General features: G+C 53.9%; 10 protein-coding genes. 7 read left to right on the forward strand and 3 right to left on the reverse strand.

What is annotated here, in order from left to right; all coding sequences use genetic code 11:
- Positions 1–164: 164 nt before the first annotated feature.
- From HZS54_RS12540 to HZS54_RS12565, 6 genes are all read left to right on the forward strand, one after another.
- Positions 165–887: a hypothetical protein gene (locus tag HZS54_RS12540; protein ID WP_179922862.1), complete on the forward strand. Its 723-nt coding sequence runs from the start codon at positions 165–167 to the stop codon at positions 885–887.
- Entirely contained in the window at positions 884–1117 is a 234-nt protein-coding gene (locus tag HZS54_RS12545) for a hypothetical protein (protein ID WP_179922863.1), read from the forward strand. The genes HZS54_RS12540 and HZS54_RS12545 overlap by 4 nt, the downstream gene beginning before the upstream one ends.
- Positions 1118–1181: 64 nt before the next feature.
- On the forward strand, positions 1182–3083 hold the full coding sequence (locus HZS54_RS12550; protein WP_179922864.1) for a DNA cytosine methyltransferase: 1902 nt from the start codon (positions 1182–1184) through the stop codon (positions 3081–3083).
- Positions 3084–3189: 106 nt separating this feature from the next.
- Entirely contained in the window at positions 3190–3498 is a 309-nt protein-coding gene (locus tag HZS54_RS12555; protein WP_179922865.1) for a PadR family transcriptional regulator, read from the forward strand.
- A gap of 2 nt (positions 3499–3500) precedes the next feature.
- Positions 3501–3731, forward strand: a complete 231-nt coding sequence (locus HZS54_RS12560) for a hypothetical protein (protein ID WP_179922866.1) — start codon at positions 3501–3503, stop codon at positions 3729–3731.
- A gap of 255 nt (positions 3732–3986) precedes the next feature.
- Positions 3987–5669 (forward strand): MBL fold metallo-hydrolase, encoded by a 1683-nt coding sequence (locus tag HZS54_RS12565; protein WP_179922867.1) that lies wholly within the window; start codon positions 3987–3989, stop codon positions 5667–5669.
- 278 nt (positions 5670–5947) lie between these two features.
- On the opposite strand, the gene HZS54_RS12570 is transcribed toward HZS54_RS12565, so the two are convergent.
- On the reverse strand, positions 5948–7276 hold the full coding sequence (locus HZS54_RS12570; protein ID WP_179922868.1) for a Cdc6/Cdc18 family protein: 1329 nt from the start codon (positions 7274–7276) through the stop codon (positions 5948–5950).
- Positions 7277–8815: 1539 nt separating this feature from the next.
- Here HZS54_RS12570 and HZS54_RS12575 point away from each other — a divergent pair.
- On the forward strand, positions 8816–10108 hold the full coding sequence (locus tag HZS54_RS12575; RefSeq protein WP_179922869.1) for a Cdc6/Cdc18 family protein: 1293 nt from the start codon (positions 8816–8818) through the stop codon (positions 10106–10108).
- Positions 10109–10295: 187 nt separating this feature from the next.
- Here HZS54_RS12575 and HZS54_RS12580 read toward each other — a convergent pair whose 3' ends face one another.
- On the reverse strand, positions 10296–14243 hold the full coding sequence (locus HZS54_RS12580) for a helicase-related protein (protein WP_179922870.1): 3948 nt from the start codon (positions 14241–14243) through the stop codon (positions 10296–10298).
- A gap of 17 nt (positions 14244–14260) precedes the next feature.
- Positions 14261–17149, reverse strand: a complete 2889-nt coding sequence (locus HZS54_RS12585) for a DUF1156 domain-containing protein (RefSeq protein ID WP_179922871.1) — start codon at positions 17147–17149, stop codon at positions 14261–14263.
- Positions 17150–17152: the final 3 nt, after the last annotated feature.

The following is a 17152-nucleotide window of genomic DNA, read 5'->3' on the forward strand; positions in this document are numbered from 1 at the left end:
CTTACTGCGTCCCAAACTGCCCGACTTACCATCCCGGTAACAGGTAGAGGGGAGGAACGGTGATGCTGGCTGTTCTCGACCCGGCTCTCATAAAGAGGGTTTGTATCACCCGAAAGGGAGTGAAGGGGTCAGAAAGGGTAGTAGAACCCTGAATACCTGAAATTATGCCCAGAGAAAGAACTGTCATTTACGTCCCGAGCATAGATGAAGCGTCCGACAGGTTGAACCTGCCCGTCGAAAATCCAGTCAACGATGACGACTGGGGTCTGGTCGCAGAAGGATATGCGTACGTACGGATCGAATTCGTCTACTCAGAAGAGACGGTTCGAATCGCACGAACAGCGTACAATCGCCTGTGTGCCGAATATCCTGCAGAAGCGTTCGCTCTCAACAACGCGACGAAAGAAATCCTCGACGTGGGGAGTGACGCCATTCTCGACCTAAAGCACGGCGAAGTACCTCTGAAAGGAATCGAGAACGAGATCCCGAAGGCCGTGGCAACTGTCTTCGCAATGCAGGCAAACGAAGGACTGCGAGACTGGCCTGCAGTCCCGGAAGGCACGAGCGGAGACAGCGACGTGCCCCCAATCACCGCAGTCGAACCGGTCTATCCTGACGTCGACGCTGAGACCTCGCGATGGGTCTCCTGTACGCTGGAGTGGGACGCCGACCGCGAGGTATTCGTCAACTCGCAGGCGGACCCAGACTGGGAACTCGACGATGAAGCAGCTCCAGACACGAACTACATCGTCTACAACCAGAACTACGGAAGCCTCGAGGAAGCGATGGTCAAGGCACTAGAAGATACGGAGTGGGAACAGGCTTCCCCGACAGCCATCGTAGAACCAGACGAAGGTGAGTCGCCAGAGTGGGGGACTGCGGTATGAACCACCGAATCAATTTCGTCGCGGTACTCGCTGATTCGGTGACCGAAGAGTTCGACAAGCCCCCGGAAGAACTGAGCGATCAAGAACTCGAAGACGCAGCCGAGGAGTACTTCGATTCGCTGACCGAGTCCGAGCTCAGAAGTCTGTACCGCGACGGCCCAATCACCATCGACGACGTTTTCGAAGAGGAGCCAGAGGAAAATCCTGATACTGGTTCAGCGCAAGCGTAACGAACGGTTTCGGATGTTCACCGCTCGCTGGTGAGCATTATCCCCATCACTCAGACACACATCTATGGAAGTTAAAAACGCAGACGCGGACTCGCAAAGTACGATCAACAGAACTGGACCCGCAGCCACCCTTTTCGAGACCATCGAAGCAGGCGAGAAGATCGTCGTGGTCGACCTGTTCGCCGGCGCTGGAGGAATGAGTTCGGGTGCTATCCGGGTTCTCAGCCGGATCGCCGAAGAGGTCGGCAAACCCGTCGACGAGATCGCTGAAGTCATCGCAGTCAACCATTGGAGTTGCGCGATCGAAACCCACAGCAAGAACTACTCGTGGGCGACCCATTTCCACTCGGAAATTCAGGAACTCCGTCCGCGTGACATCGTGAAGGACGAACGTACAGACCTGCAGAAGGGCGATACGATCAATCTACTTATCGGGTGTCCTGACTGTACGTACTTCTCCAGTGCCCGTGGCGGTGGCCCGAAAGACCCAGACTCGCGGGCAACGCCGCGCGAAATCCTTGACTGGGTTGAGAGGCTGGACGTCCGCAATCTGCTGTTCGAGAACGTACCCGAGTTCCGCAGTTGGGGACCTCTTGATTCCAATAACGAAGTAATTGAAAGTAAAAAGGGAGAGTACTTCGACAACTGGATCAACGCGCTGAATATCGAGGGCTTCGCTGTCGACTGGAAGATTCTCAACGCTGCCGACTACGGCGATGCGACATCGAGGCGGCGGCTGTTCGTTGCTGGCCGGAAGGACAGCGGCGTTTCGTGGCCCAGGCAGACGCACAGTGAGAACGGAAATGTGTCGGACACCGAAGAGTGGCGAACTGCTGCAGATATCATCGACTGGAGCGACCCCGGCGAGTCAGTCTGGATACGTGACCTCGAGGACGGCCGTCGGAAACCCCTGAAGAACACGACGATGCAGCGTATCGCCGAGGGGGTTCGGCGTCACGGTGACGATGTTCTCAAACCGTTCGCGGATGTGTTGGAGAACATCGGACGCGATGATGTCTACGAAATGCGTGATAACATCGTCCCTGCAGCTGACGCCGAACTGGTCGCCAAGTCGGTTTCCCAGCCCTTCCTCGTCAAGTACTACGGGACGTCCACAGCTCGGCCGATCACAGAACCGCTCGACACTATCACCTCCGGTGGTGAGAAGTTCGCGCTGTGTACCCCCTACATCTTGGGCCAGCACAGCAACTCGGTCCCCCGTGCCGTCGATGAACGGCCCACGCCGACCGTCTGTACGAGTGGAAAGATCTCTCTTCTACGGCCAAACACGATGGTCCTCGGCCAACACGGAGGGGCACAGGCGAAACCGGTAACAGAGAACCCTCTCCCGACCGTCGCAAGCCGGGGAGCAATCAGCAAGTTCACCGCTTCGCCGTTCGTCCTCCCCAAAAACGGAAAACAGCGCGGCCTCTTCTCAAACAAGAGCTACCTGGAGAAGCCGCTGCACACCATCGTCGCAGGCCGAATCGATCAGGGGTACACCGTTACACCCTATCTGGTCCCCTTCTACGGTGAGCGGTCAGGCCAGCGTCCACGCACCCACGACATCAGTGAACCCCACCCAACGATCCCGGCATCGGCCATCAAGCGCGGTCTCATCGAGCCGTATCTGGTCGAGTATTACGGAAACGGGACGGCCCAACCTGTCACCGGTCCTCTCCCAACCGTGACCACAAAGGAACGGTTCGCGTTATGTGTTCCCGAGCTATTCCCGCTCGGTATCGACATCAACTTCCGAATGCTCAAGCCCGAAGAACTGGCTGCGGCGATGGGCTTCGAGAACTACGAATTCACAGGCAACAAGACAGAGACGGTGAAGCAGATCGGCAACGCTGTCCCAGTCAACACGGCAGAGTCCCTCTGTGAAGAGCTGCTCCTCGGAAGTAGTCCGACGCTGGATTCATTCACCGACTCGGGTACTACAGGCGTCGGGGCAGACGATTGACATAGTTGAGACAGTGTAAGCGCGTCTCAGCTACCAAAATTTCCAGTCCAGTGACCCTTCATCGCACCGAACTATTATAACGCTCCCCCGAATATCGTTTTATGCGATGCAAGAGCTCAGTGCCTTCCAGCGGGATCTGCTGCATGTCCTCGCTGGACTAAATGAACCACATGGGCTGGCCATCAAAGAGGAGCTGGAGGACTACTATGACGGTGAAGTAAATCATGGCCGGCTGTACCCGAACCTCGACAAGTTAGACGAGTTCGGGCTAATCGAGAAAGACAAGTTCGACGACCGCACCAACATCTACGAGATCACTGACGAAGGAGAGCAGGTTCTCGATCAGCGAGCAGCGTGGGAAAAGCAGTACTACCGACCGACACCGCAACGAGCCGCCGCTACGCAAGGTGACTAACCATGTCCAACAGCACCGCAAGCGACAGCATCAACGACCGGATGGTACAGATCAGCGAACTCATCGACCAGGACAGCGAAGCAGCCCGACTCCAAGGGAGCGTCCTCGCAGGATGTCTCCTCGGTGGGTGGCTCGTCGCTGGGGCCATCGCACTCGGGTTCTCCCCACTCATCGCCGGCCTGATGCTCACAGTGGGCGTCATCGGAGGCATCGGCGCAAGGGTCATGGTGTGAACGGACTACCATTCAAGCAGCAACAGTAACCACAAGGCGACAGCGAGCGAGAAACGCACCGAGAACAGCAGAACCAAGCGGCCAGCTATTGCTTTGGTACCTTACCAAGAGATTCAGACGGCTGTGTTGGAACGTCTTGGTAAGGTTCGGGGGTAAGACAGTTTTTGCCTCCCGGAGAAGTTGAAGGATAGAGTTTGAGAGAGATGACCTCTCTCAGGCAAGCAACTTCGAACCACAACCCAGAACAACGAAACCATGAACATCAGTTTTCAGTACGCAAACCGGAGTAACACGTCCGTCCTTCTGAAGATCGACGGGGTACTAAACAACCAGACAGTCTGTTTCCTCGTCGACGCCGGCGAAGGTGTCGACATCGACTCGCTCATCGACGAGGACAAAAACGAATACCTGACCGGGGTACTCCTGACCCATCTTCACCTCGACCACTACAGTACCCTTGGTGAGAACCTTCGCGACGGCGCGAAGATCTACACCTCTGAAGAGAACGAGAGGATACTCGATACGGTCCTTTCAGAGGCGAATTCCAACGCAGAACAGAATTTCGACAGACAATCGATCCGTTCAGCAGTCACCCCAATCGCCGACAGCGTGACGATAGGGAACAACCTTACCATCACCCCAGTTCCGGCAGGACACACGCCTGGGGCGACGGCATTCTACCTCGAGTTCGACACCGGAAATGGGACCGAAACGATTCTCATCACCGGTGATTTCACCCGGCGCAAGGTGGCTGGGTATCCCGGTCTATCACTCCACGATACGGACACGTTGATCCTCACTGGAGCGACGTCGAACGACTTCAGGGATTCCATCACGTCTGCTGTGGATAACGCTCTCCAGCAAGGGGTTTCCGGGTCGCCAACCCTCGTTACCGCCTCGGGGCTCAACTGTGTCCACTTCTCATACCTCCTGGGCCACGCGGTCAAGCGATCGTCGCAGTCCCTCCAGGTCAACATCGTTGGGCAAGCGGCGAAGCTCTACGATGCTCTCAGCTACGACGTGCCGAACGTCAGAGCAATTCAGCAGTATGACCCAGCAGAGGTCGTCGAGGCTGGCTGCATCACTGTGAGTGGCCCAGACATTCCGAATAGCGGTGGGTCGAAGCTCCTTTTCGACGAAATCAGGGACGACCCAAACGCTGGGTTGATTCAGCTCATCAGTAGTAACCGAAGCGAGATCGCAGAAAGTCGGTGTACTACCAACCAGTATGTCCTGGTCAACCACCCTTCGATGGAGACCATCGAGAATACCGTGGAGTTGCTTGACCCGAAACAGGTCGTAGTTACGCACCAAACCGGGGATGGCCTAGAACGGTATCGCGACCAATTCTCCACGATCGTCTGGGCTCCGAAGAGCAACAAGACCTTCAATCTGTACGAGGACGGAAAATGGAGCCCTCCCCATTGGGTGAGCGACGGAGTGATCAAGAAGTTCAGCAACGACTCTCAAACTGTCTCACTTTCAGCAGTCCAACCGTCGTCGGTCTCATTCGAGAGGACCGACGTCGACCTCGAAGAGGAGGGAATCTATCCAAATAGGCTCACGCAGCTGTCAGAACACGACAGCCAGAACAACAAGTACTCAACTACCGCTTCACCCGAACCCGGACCGGAAAGCGCCCCCATCAGCCCCGAGACCGGTCAGTCACCTTCCGGGAAGGAAGTTCGGACGGACGGTGCTGCCGCGCAGCCAGCTACAGAACCCGTTGATACGGGTAACACTCCGGGTGGGATAGAACAGACCCTCCGCGACATCGAATCGAGTCTCGACAGCATCGAGGGGAAATTAGAGAGTCGTTCAGAGATCCGAGCAAAAGCCGTCCACGTTGATAGCGAGACGGTCGTCCTACGAACTGTCTCAGCTGAAGAGATGCCAGACGTAGGTGAGTCGGTTGTCCTCCAGCGACTGACCGAGTAGCCGATTCCGGTTACCGAAGGACACCCCCTTTGCGATGTGTAGTGAGCAGTAGAGCCACCCCTTTGCGATGTGTAGTAACCAATAGACAAGCACCCCCGTTTGCGATGTGTATAGTCTGATCCACCACCCCCCGTTTGCGATGTGTAATCAGTCCCGCTATCTGAACCAGCCCCCGCAAAGAATGTGTTATAAAACCAACTTTCACGATCGCAGGATAGCGAAAGCACCACACCCCCCTTTTGCGAAGTGTAACAAGCAGGTGTTCTACCAGACAGCGGTTAATCGTAGAAGTCCTCGAGAGCCTTGTCGACCTTCGTCGCGACCAGGTCCTTCTTCTCCATCGCACCATCGAACCGGCTATCTCTCTCCATGAGCGTCTCGACAAGATACTCCGGCTGCCGATTCAGTTTGAACGTCTTGTAGATACCCGATCCGAGACCTCGACTTTTGATGCTTGAGTCCAGCAGGCCATTGGTCTCGAATTCCCCCATGTACCGCAGGAGAGTATCCTTCGATTTGGGGTCGTGGTCGATTGCCTTGCAGATGTAGTCGTAGACATCCTTCAGGACAGGCGACGGAATTGCCTCTATATCACGACTCGACCACGCCCGAATAACAGCTGCAGACAGGAGGACAGTCTTCTTCCCTGAACTGTACCCGTGAGCTATCTCCAGGATTCGATCCTTCTCCACCTCTTCCTGAGCTCGTCGCACATGCTCTTCCCGAACCATATCGGCATCTTCGGCCGATGCTTCATCGCCTGCTGTCCGAAGCAAGTCTACTGCCTTGCGAGCATCTCCGTGATCTTGTGCAGCGAACGCGGCTGATAAAGGAACAACATCACCTCCCAAGACATCTGGGAAGAAGGCATCTTCCCGTTTTCGGAGGATTTCTCGAAGTTGGTTGGCGTCGTAGTCCGGGAAGTGGACGTCGCGAGGGTTAAACGAACTCTCTGCCCGGCCATCTAATTCGCGCATGAAATCGGGGGAGTTCGTCAGCGCGATCACGGACATATCATCGAACCCGATCAAGTCGTCCATTCGGCTCAATTGGTACAGAAGGGCCGAGAATGCAGGTTCCTCATCTTCGGACTTAACCGGGTTGACGAGTAGGTCGATTTCGTCGACGATGATGATAGCCGCGTCATAGCGGTCGTCGACGATGTTGAATGTCTCGGAGAGTGCCTTGTGGGTAGATAGACCGCTGACACTGATTTCCTCACCAACACGGTCGAGGTCAGAAACTCCCTCAGCTATCTTCTCGCAGGCCTGGAAGTTAGACGTCAACCACTGACAGTTGATTTCGACTACGGCGAGATCGCGGTCTTGTTCCGTGAGAGCAGACTTGTACTCGTTGACGACACGGCTCGTGATGAGAGACTTCCCTGTTCCTGACGGACCGTAAACGAGAATGTCCGGTGGACTGCTTTCGTGAATAAGAGGCTTGAGAAGCGTCACCAGAGTAGACATCTGCTCGTCGCGACCGACGATACGTTCCTCCCCAACGATGCGGCTAGTCTTCAGAAGATCTCGATCTTTGAAGATGCCAACGCCGTCATCCCGAACCATCTCGGAGAGGCGTGGTGTTCCATCGTCTGTATTCACCATATAACCGGCCTTAAGTCGCGATACACATAAATCCACCCCCCTGAGAAGTGTAGTCGGTTGCGGTTGAGGAAGGGACTGCTTGAATCGTGGCGGTACAAAGCTCACAGCCGGGATTGGGAAGGAGAGGTGAATGAGTAGAGTGTCTGGAGTCCGGTCAGAACCCACCCCAATGAGATGTGTGCCGGGATGCTGGAATATATCGAGTTCATGATACGGAGCCGAATAGGGCGTGAACACCACCCACCCCCCCTTTGCGATGTGTAGAGCGGAAGAAGGTGTGGGGGGTGGTCCATCGAGAGAGCTTCCAAAACCACCGAAACCACGAAGAACGGAAAAGAGAGAACATCTAACGACTGTTCTCGAAGAAGTTCTTACTAGTCGGAACTCTTATGCCAGCTAAACAGCAACCATAACCGCACTGCAACTAGAACGGTTATCGACGAGAGGACGAGGATGATAACCGTTCTAGACGATCTTCCTAGACCGCTTCTGGTGGATTCTTTCGTTTTAGACGTTCTCCTCTGTAGTTTCTCCCCTCTCGTCGTTGTTCGTACTGGGCTTGACCCCTTGCATCTGTTCTGTCTACACATCGCAACAGGGGGGCGGGTGCTGAACATTTCAAGAACGCGATGGAAGCACCGGGATAGGTCGAGAAGACCTTACCAAGTCATCCCAACGCCTCCGTTCGGATAGCTTGGTAAGGCAACTTCGTCCAGCTTATCGTGTGAGATCGGTACTGCTCTCGAAACATCAAGACGGGGACCCCCGGTTTGGAGTGAGTGTCTCAAGGCAATCCACGAGATCAATCATCGACGAGTCCAGCCGCCACTCAACAAGAACGAGCCGACTGTAATAAAGAGTGTTCTTACACTAACCTCACGTGAAACACCTCTTAGGACGATTACCCACGTAAGACGTTCTGCTCTTCCCTTTCTCTATTCTTCCCCTATTGCCGTTTCCATTAATTATATAATTACGTTTCTAGAGTAGTAGTAGTAGTACGCACTCTCGATACGAAACGACGTCTACGGACAGCCGTGTCCTCTGTATTTCGTTCCCTCAGCTCGTCCATCCATCGTTGGTTCCACTGGAGGATCTGAGGATGAACGTGGTGTAGTTGGTACTGACGCTCACTCCAAACTGGGGGTGGGGGTGTGGGGTCCTCTTGATTCGCGCCGCGATCTCGACGCCCAGCATCGTTAGTTGCGGCTTACCTGTCTAAAGGTGTCCACTAACTTATCTCGACTCGCTGAGAAGCTCACTCCAAACGAGGGGTGGGGGGAAACATTACGCCTTCCCCGACTTTTTGCTCAAGCCGGGAGCCATCTGAAGTCATCCCCTGGTGTTCTCCTATCAGTATTCTTATTACCTCACTCCAAACTGGGGGTGGGGAGGGGACTCTACGACCTCACTCCAAACGAGGGGTGTGGTCTACCACTCGATATCTCCTAATATCGCAACCTTCAGGCGGTTTCGAACCTACACTCACTCAAAACCGGGTGGCGGTAGATTTATTGAGCCATCGTTAGATTCCCGTATATGGACGACACAGACGACGGCGGATTCTCGGTCGACAAGGTGATCGGGAATTCCCCTCGTATCTTCAGGAACAAGTCTCTCGTCTCAGTCGGGACCGTTCCTGACGAGGAACGGATTGTGGGCCGGCAAGAGGAGATCACGAACGTCGCCCTCAGCCTTGAGGACCTAATCTACAACGACGTCCCCGACAACATCCAGATCTACGGCAAAACGGGGACTGGAAAGAGTCTCGTGTCCCGTCACGTATCGACCAAAATCTCCGAGCGAGCCCAGGATAACGGCGTCCACGCGACGAACATCTACATCGACTGCAACGCCAACAATACCATCACACGAGCCTCGCGTACACTCTACTTCTCCATCTACGACGAGCTGAACGAGAAGTACGGTCTCGAAGACCAGTCCAACATCTCTCATCCGCCGAAGCGTGGGGTTGGGTGGAAAACGTACACCGAAGACCTCTGGGAGATCGTCGACGAATACTACGACGGCCTCGTCATCATCCTCGACGAAATCGACCTCCTCGAGGAATTCAACAAACTGCTCCACGCGCTGTCTCGCGCTCGCGAGAATGACGAAATCGACACCTACATCTCTATCGTCCTCATCTCGAACAAAACCACCCAATTCAAGAGCGATGTCAATCAGCGCGTCAAGAGCTCGATGGGTGGTTCAGAGTTTGTCTTCTCCGCCTACAACGCCGAACAGCTGGAGAACATCCTGGAGAATCGTCGCGATGCATTCGAGGAAGGCGTCTTAGGCGAGAACACGATCTCGGCAGCAGCAGAACTCGCTGCTGACGAACATGGTGACGCACGGAAGGCGATCGAACTCCTGAACAAAGCGGGGATGATGGCCCGCCGAAACATGGACGAAACCGTCACGGAGAATCACGTAAACGAAGCGCGGGACTTGGTGGAGGCCGACCTCCTCTCGAAGAGCATCAGTACGCTCCCGGATCAGGCGAAGCTCGTTCTCTACACGCTCGCGAAGCAACTCGACGGCCGGACGTCGACGGTCTCTACATCCCAGGTCTACGACCGGTACCAGACCGTCGCGAAGGACGTCGAATCGAATGTCCTCGGATACCAGCGTGTCTCCGACCTCCTTGACGAACTCGAGTTCCTCGGCGTGACTATCAGTGAACGGAAGGGTCGTGGCGACCGTCGTGGTATCAAGAAAGACCACGAACTTAACCACAGGCCAGCGATCGTCCTTGCAGCTACACTCGCCGAAGACCCACGCCTGCAGAATCTGGAGAGCGTTTCATCCCCTGAAGATATCCTACAGTAACCGAATTCTGGACTGGCGGGAAGGACCCCTGGTTTGGAGTGAGATTCCACGTTTTCTCCGGTAAGAGCCGCTCTATGACTGGCTTGGAGCACCACATCAAAATAGCAACTTGAGGCTGCCATGCTTAGATAGTTGAAAAAGAATAGAGGCCCCTCAATAACTGCCGTCGGTATGAAGAATGCTGAATTTACGGTGAATTAGTTGATTTATTTCGGTTTTCGAGGAAGTAATCAGACCACGAGAGTAAATCATCCATCGACCCATTCTCAGTTACCGTTCCATCATCAGCAACACAAGTGAATACACCATTTCTTCCCCACCCACAAACCAGTGGCACTCGTTCTTGATCAGGGCGTGTAGCGACTCGCTGATGAAGACGCAGTGACTCTCCACTCCTATCCTGTAGCAGTGAAAGAACCTCCCGTAGAAGCGGGTGGCCTGGCGCAAGATACTGTAAAGAGGGGAACTCGTCAGCACATACAGCTGAGAACGTTACTGCAACTTCCCCAGAAGCAGGTGCGATCGCTTGTGCGATTGTCTGCTTCTCATCACCTGCTGAAACCTCAATAGGGACCTCGCCAACAGTAAGACGGAAAGTACTGTCCGCAAATTCGAAATTCCCATCATCAAACTCAAAATCGATCTCGTGGACCGGTGTGAATACGATACCGGCCTCAGCAAGCGTGGTATTACCGACCAATACTGACTGGAGGCTCTCCGTCCTAAATGGGGGTTGGTACCTGTACTCCTCCTCGCCGACGTCCACAATGTCTGGATGATTATAAGACTGCCATGCATCAAGTTTAGCTTCATCAACGACATCATCTGCGACAAGATCATCAACATCCTCCAGTGACTCACTAACATCAACTCGGTCGCTCTGATCACGGTCTTCAAGCTGCTCAGAAAATTCATCGTCAGCCGATTCGACAGCTGACTGGGTGCTATCGTCAGGCGCATTTAATGTTGCATCCCGAATCTGTTGGCTAACACCAGAGAGAATGGGTTGCATCTCACCGACGACGTTTTCGAAGAGGCCAATTCGGTCGTCAAGACGATCATAGATGTCCGTCTCAACCGTATCCTCGTAGCTGTAGTTGAGAATACGAATCTCGTCGAACCGTTGGCCGATGCGGTCAATCCGACCGATGCGCTGTTCAACCCTCATTGGATTCCACGGCAGGTCGTAGTTGATGAGCGCCCCACACTCCTGGAGGTTTAGCCCCTCGCTCGCGGAGTCAGTACACACGAGAATATCGACCTGCCCATCATCTCGTGAAAATTCGCGCTTAACACGCTCTTTTCCGACGTGTTCCCAAGTTTCAGAATCAGGGTCGTACAGCTCGCCACCACGCCCAGAGTACGTCGCAATAGTCGCTCCAAGAAGATCGGTGAGACTGTTGCGAATAAAGTCCATTGTGTCCGCGTACTGCGTGAAGACAATCACCCGGTTATGACCAGCACGGTCCAACTCATCGAGATCGTCGTATAACTGCTGAATCTTTGGGTCAGTATCAACCCGGTCTAAGTCATTAACGAACGCTTCCAAGGCCTCAATTTCTTCCTCGATAAGCTGTTTCCCCTCTTCAGTCACACTTGGGATGAGTTCAGAGAGATCCAAGTCGTCGCTACTAGCATCAAGCTCATCAAGAACATCCCCGTCATCGAAGTCTGCGTTTTGTAGCGTTTCGAGTACGACCTGTTCCGCATCACCATAATCCCGATCACGAGCACGCTCTCGACCAGCAAGTACGGTTCTTTGCGCCCGAAGTGTCTCAAGCCGGTGCTTCAAGCTCTGACTGATCGCATAGACACTCGACGTGAGTCGCTGCCGATACGTGGTCATCACGAACCCGATAGCACGTGTTTGGGCTTCGTCAGTCTGTTGAGCTCGCTTGTAGAACTCACGTGTGTACTCGTCGATCTGGTCGTAGACCGCCCGTGTCTCCTCGGTGAGTTCGATTTTCCGTTGTTCGGGATTACGGTCTGGAACAGTCGTGTCGAGGAGACCGACGGCCTCGTACTTCCGAAGGGTATCTCGTGTATTTCGGTGGATAAGCGCGTCGACAGGCGTGGACTCCGCGAGAACATCGCGAATGACTTGCCAACCACCAGGAGAGAGTTCGTCAAGTGCGTCCTGTCGGTCGCTGCGGGACGCCATCAACCACTCGTCGGCGTCTTCAGGATAGAGGAGCCGTTTGAGTTTCGTATCCTCGCTTGCCTCGAAGCGATCAATGTCATAATCCTCCATCGCATCGTCGACATGGTCAAGATAGGCGTCGTAGGCGTCTCCATAGGCTCGTGCAAGCCGGCACGCGGTCAGCACACGCTCTCTGGCGATAGCACGGGCCTGTCCATCCTCATTTATCTCGAGTCCGTCTGCAAGGTGCTGAAAGACTTTTGAGGAGAATGGCCGATCCGTCGGGAGCCGATCTTGGTGTTCCAGTCCATCAAGCGTAGCTTGTGTGTTCCAAGAAGACTCCGTCTCGTCAGACTCCGAACTAGAGTTGTCCAGAACTTCTTCGAGAGCCTGCGACAGCCCATCTCGGGTTTCGAAGAACTCCATGAAGGTATCCCGATTATCCCAACGTCCCGGAAGGTCCAGCAACTGCATCAGATCGTAGAGTTCGCCAGAGTGCAATTGCATTGGGGTAGCAGTCAGGAGGTAGTAGGCGTGTGTATAATCGCGAAGCTGTTCGAGAAGAGCGTAGAAATTACTGCCACGGCGGGCGTTGTGCGCCTCGTCGACGATGACGGCGTCCCACACGCCCATCCGGTCTTCCGTATTGTGGTCGCGTCCGCGACAGCTTGCCGGGATGACGTCTCGAGACCGGTCGGATACCCGGTCTAAGGGAGCGACCTGATCCCACCGGTCATCGAGACGAGCCGTGTGCCAGGACATAATGACGACAGTCGGCCCATCCAACGGCGACGATGCATCGGCATCAGTCGACTGCTGTTCGTAGAGGAACCGCCAGATGGGGCTGTCCGCCCATTCGCGCTCCCCAGTGAGGTCGAGGTCCGTTACCGATGGTGGATAGTGGTCGCGACCGCGGACGTCCCGGAATACGTGATCGCCCGCTGTATCCCGGTCGAATCGGACGGCGTTAATGTTGAACTTCTCCCAGAGCTCTTCCTGCCACTGCCGCTGCAGACTCGCCGGAACCAGCAACAACCCGGTTTCCAGCTCGCCGGTGAGTCCGAGCCGGGAGAGTGTAAGACCGGCCTCGATCGTCTTCCCGAGTCCCACCTCGTCACACAGCAAGAAGCTCTGTGGATACGTATTGACGAGTGTGTCCGAGACAACTCGTTGATGGGGCCACGGCGTGATTGTACTTGCTTCCTCGGCCAGTGCGAGTCCACCGGGTGAGAGTGGTCCATCCTGAATGATGTTCGCTTTGTCGCGCTCCGTCGGCGGGGCAGTTCCGTTCGCGATTTGAATCGCTTCTTGAAGATCGCCATCGGTGTCGGGGGCTTTCCAATCGATAATGTCCTCTTCGATCGCCTCGGGGAGATCATACACTTCGACGAAGGGGTGTTCATCACTCCACAGTCGTTCGAAGGTCTCCTCGTCGCCAACGACGTAGTCCGCCTGTTCAGGAACCCACGAACGATGGACTTTGAACCGCTCGTAGTTGCGAGCCCAGCCGCCAACAGTCTCGTTGACGCTACCCTCGAATGAAATGGTGTTTCCATCACTATCGTGAAAGAGTCCGACTTTCGGATGGAAGATCTCCCAGTCGTGGGAGGGGGAGCGTGGATAAGCGACCTTGATATGAATACGGCCCTCGCGAAGGAGGCGAGCCAGAATGCGGAGATTAGCATCTAAGCGTTCGTCATCGAGGTCCTCAAGGTTTTCCTCGAGACGGTCGGTGAGCGTCTCTAGAACCGGACGATCTGACTCGTAGAGTTCAGTGCCGACGATGAGACGCATTTCACCGTCATTCTCGACGAGGGCGTGAATACCGTTGGCAGCAGCCGCAAGTGCCGTGCTGGAGAAGTAGCCCGCAATCCGGTCGTATTGCTGGCTGCGTTCCAGTGCAGGTTCATAGAAGTCCTTGACTAAGTGGGCTCGCCTCTGTTCGGGTTTACTCTCGTAGATGGACTGCCACTCGCGATTACGTAGATTAGTCATTCTGAAAGATTTTCAAATTAACTGTGGTCACCGAGTTCACTCTGTTCGAGAGTGTCTGCTGAAGCATCGGTGAAATCGGTGGGGGTGAATTCGAGACCGAGCGCGTCGTGAGTTCGGCCTAAAGCAAGATCGCGAGCAGCTTCCCATTCCGAACTATTCTGGGGAAGAACTTGTAAGAGGGCTTTCAGTGTTGCCTTGAACCCAGCATCTGTGTCGAAGTTGCGTTCTTTGAGCCAATCGATTGCGACGTCCTCACCCTGTTTCTCGTATACGTGCATCGCAGCATGAACAGCATCAAGGGCGATCGTATAGGACAGTGCTTCAGGATCGACGGGCGTCCGGTTAGATCTCTCTTCGGGTGGCAGAGTGATGTCCTGAACTCGATCCTCATGAGTCTTCAGCTGAATGTCGCCACGTTTCTTCCCCCAAATCTTCGTAGAACGTTTGATATCGTCAATATCGACACCAACACCGAGGCCTAGCTGATAACCGTCATCGTAATGGAAAGTGTCGGATTCATGAACCAGCCAGGAGAGGATATACCACTCTGTAATGTCGTCCAAGTCATCTAGTCGCTCACCTTCAAGATATTCCTCAACGAGGACTCGCGTTACGGCTTCACGTGCTTCTTCTAAAGCTCGCCGTGGAGGAATCTCGTTATCTTGGTCGTCGACGACAGGATAGGCATCTGCGTAGACTTGCAGTGTCGGCCCGAACGCCGAAATGATAACGTCTGTTTTCGTCAGAGACAGTCCAGCATCAAGCAGGTCTCTCGCTGCCTCTTTCGCTACTTCACGGGTCTCAGCGCGAACATCGCTCCACAAGGTTGGAACCGTTTCAGATTCCGTCTTACTATCGTGCGGTTTTCTCCCTGTAAGCAGGAGAGTACTGTCAGCTGAACCTCCACCACGAGTATCGGTCCGCTGAGGCATTTCGCTGGTAATTGGATGGGTTGATGTGATAGTGAACCCAGATCGAATAAGCGACTTTGTGAGGGTATCCCACGCGCTAGACTCTTTGTGAGTAAACATCACAGTCATCACACCGCCGGGCTCGAGAACACGGTAGAGTTCTTGGAAGATCTCCGCCATCTTGTTCTCATAATCCTCGGAAGCTAATTCGGACTTAGATTTGGAGTCCGAAGCGACTTCCTCGTATTCGGCCACATTAGCGACCGCCTCTTCGCTTTTATCAGTAAGATCATCAGAGAAAACGTCTGGATAGATATCTTGAAGATATTCCTTGAGCCAAACATAGCTCATGTCAGACATTTCAGAATAAATAATACTATCGTAGTAAGGAGGATCAATTACGATGGCCTGGACGGAATCTGAATCTAACGATAGATCAGCGGCATCTCTTTGAGAGACATGAACTTCTTCCGCATCTTCATCACGGAGATAATCGGCGATTTCTTCATAAGAGTCTCTAACACGATCAACAGTATCCTGATAGCTCTGATTCCCCGCCGAAGGATTATTTTCGACAAACGACCACTGGAGTGTGAAGTGTTTACCACCGAGAGCATTTCCGAGGAGGCCATTACTGATGTCTAACGGCGCAAAACGAACATTTCTGTCTACAGTCTTACCGGCTACCAATGCTAATACTGCCAATATTCCCTCTGCTTTTTGCCTACTGTACTGATCAAAAATCTCAGCTTGACACTGCTTGTAAGCTTGGAGATACTCATATTGAGTTACAAGCTGTCTTGGTGTGAAAGCGTCCCGCCACTTAGTAACGCCATATGGTCCTGCACGGTCTTCGTCACCAATATAGCGCGGTACATCCAAAAGCGAACTAAGCTCAAAATCAGATTCAATTCGATCTGCGGCTTTTGATTGGGCCTCATAATCTTCCGAAGTAGGCGCTCGCCAGGCAGTCCCCCCACTCGATTTCTCATATTTCACGCCGTAGATTTCATACTCGAATTCGTAATTGCGAATCTGGTCTTGAATAGAGTCGGATTCCATTACGATACCACAGTTGAGACATTCGGCTCCACTCCGAGTATGAGGTCCATCTTGGGGGTTGTATTCTGACTTTTTAACATCATCGGGGAGTCTAACAACCTCGTACTCAATTTCGGTACCGTCATCAGACACAGAAGGACGTGCTGCGACACCCTTCGATGAGGATTGCTTCTGAAGCCACCACTTCTTCGTTATCGGGATATCACAGCCACATTCCGGACAATCGACTGCGTAAGTACACGCATAGTGGGAAGGCGTCTGTCGTTCACCATCACTTGGGAAATATGGTTCAAGCTTCTCGGTAGCAAGGTCATCGATTCGGTCTGCCCATTGGTTGAGTTCGCTCTGAAGGGAACCAACGCTGGGCGCATACTCAAGAAGAACTTTAAGCATCACAGTCGGGACGGGATTGAGTTCGTTGGCTGCTGTCGGTAGGCCATAGCGCAGAGATTCAAACGGAATAACTCCCCCGCCTGCAGTCGGGTCTAATACAGTAGGTAGCTCTCCGTCCCAATGGTCCCGAAGCAACTCGTGCATCTCCGCTTTCTCATCTGTAGTCGGTGTCCGAGTGTACGGGCGAGGATATCCGTAATGGTCCTCTAAGTTTCCATCCCGATCATCTTCAGTACGCTTCTTTTCTGCCACGTATTCCTCAATATCGACGTCGATGTCGTCACGAGGCTTGATCTGCATCCAATCCAGCAGCGTGTTCGCGTCTACCTCTGGAGGGAGTACAGACGAAAGAATAGCAAGTCTAGAAGCTGGGGTCGGACGGCGAGCAAACCACGGGTGAAGGTATCGATGAGGCGGCATAAAGTAAGGATTTGCCTCTTTCAGATTCTCGATGCCAACGGCTTTCAGGGGAAGATTCCCCTCAATTGCGACACGCTTCAGCTCCGAATCGTTATCCTGATTTTTGGGGTTTTGACTCATAGT

Source organism: Halosimplex pelagicum, assembly GCF_013415905.1.
GTDB lineage: Archaea > Halobacteriota > Halobacteria > Halobacteriales > Haloarculaceae > Halosimplex > Halosimplex pelagicum.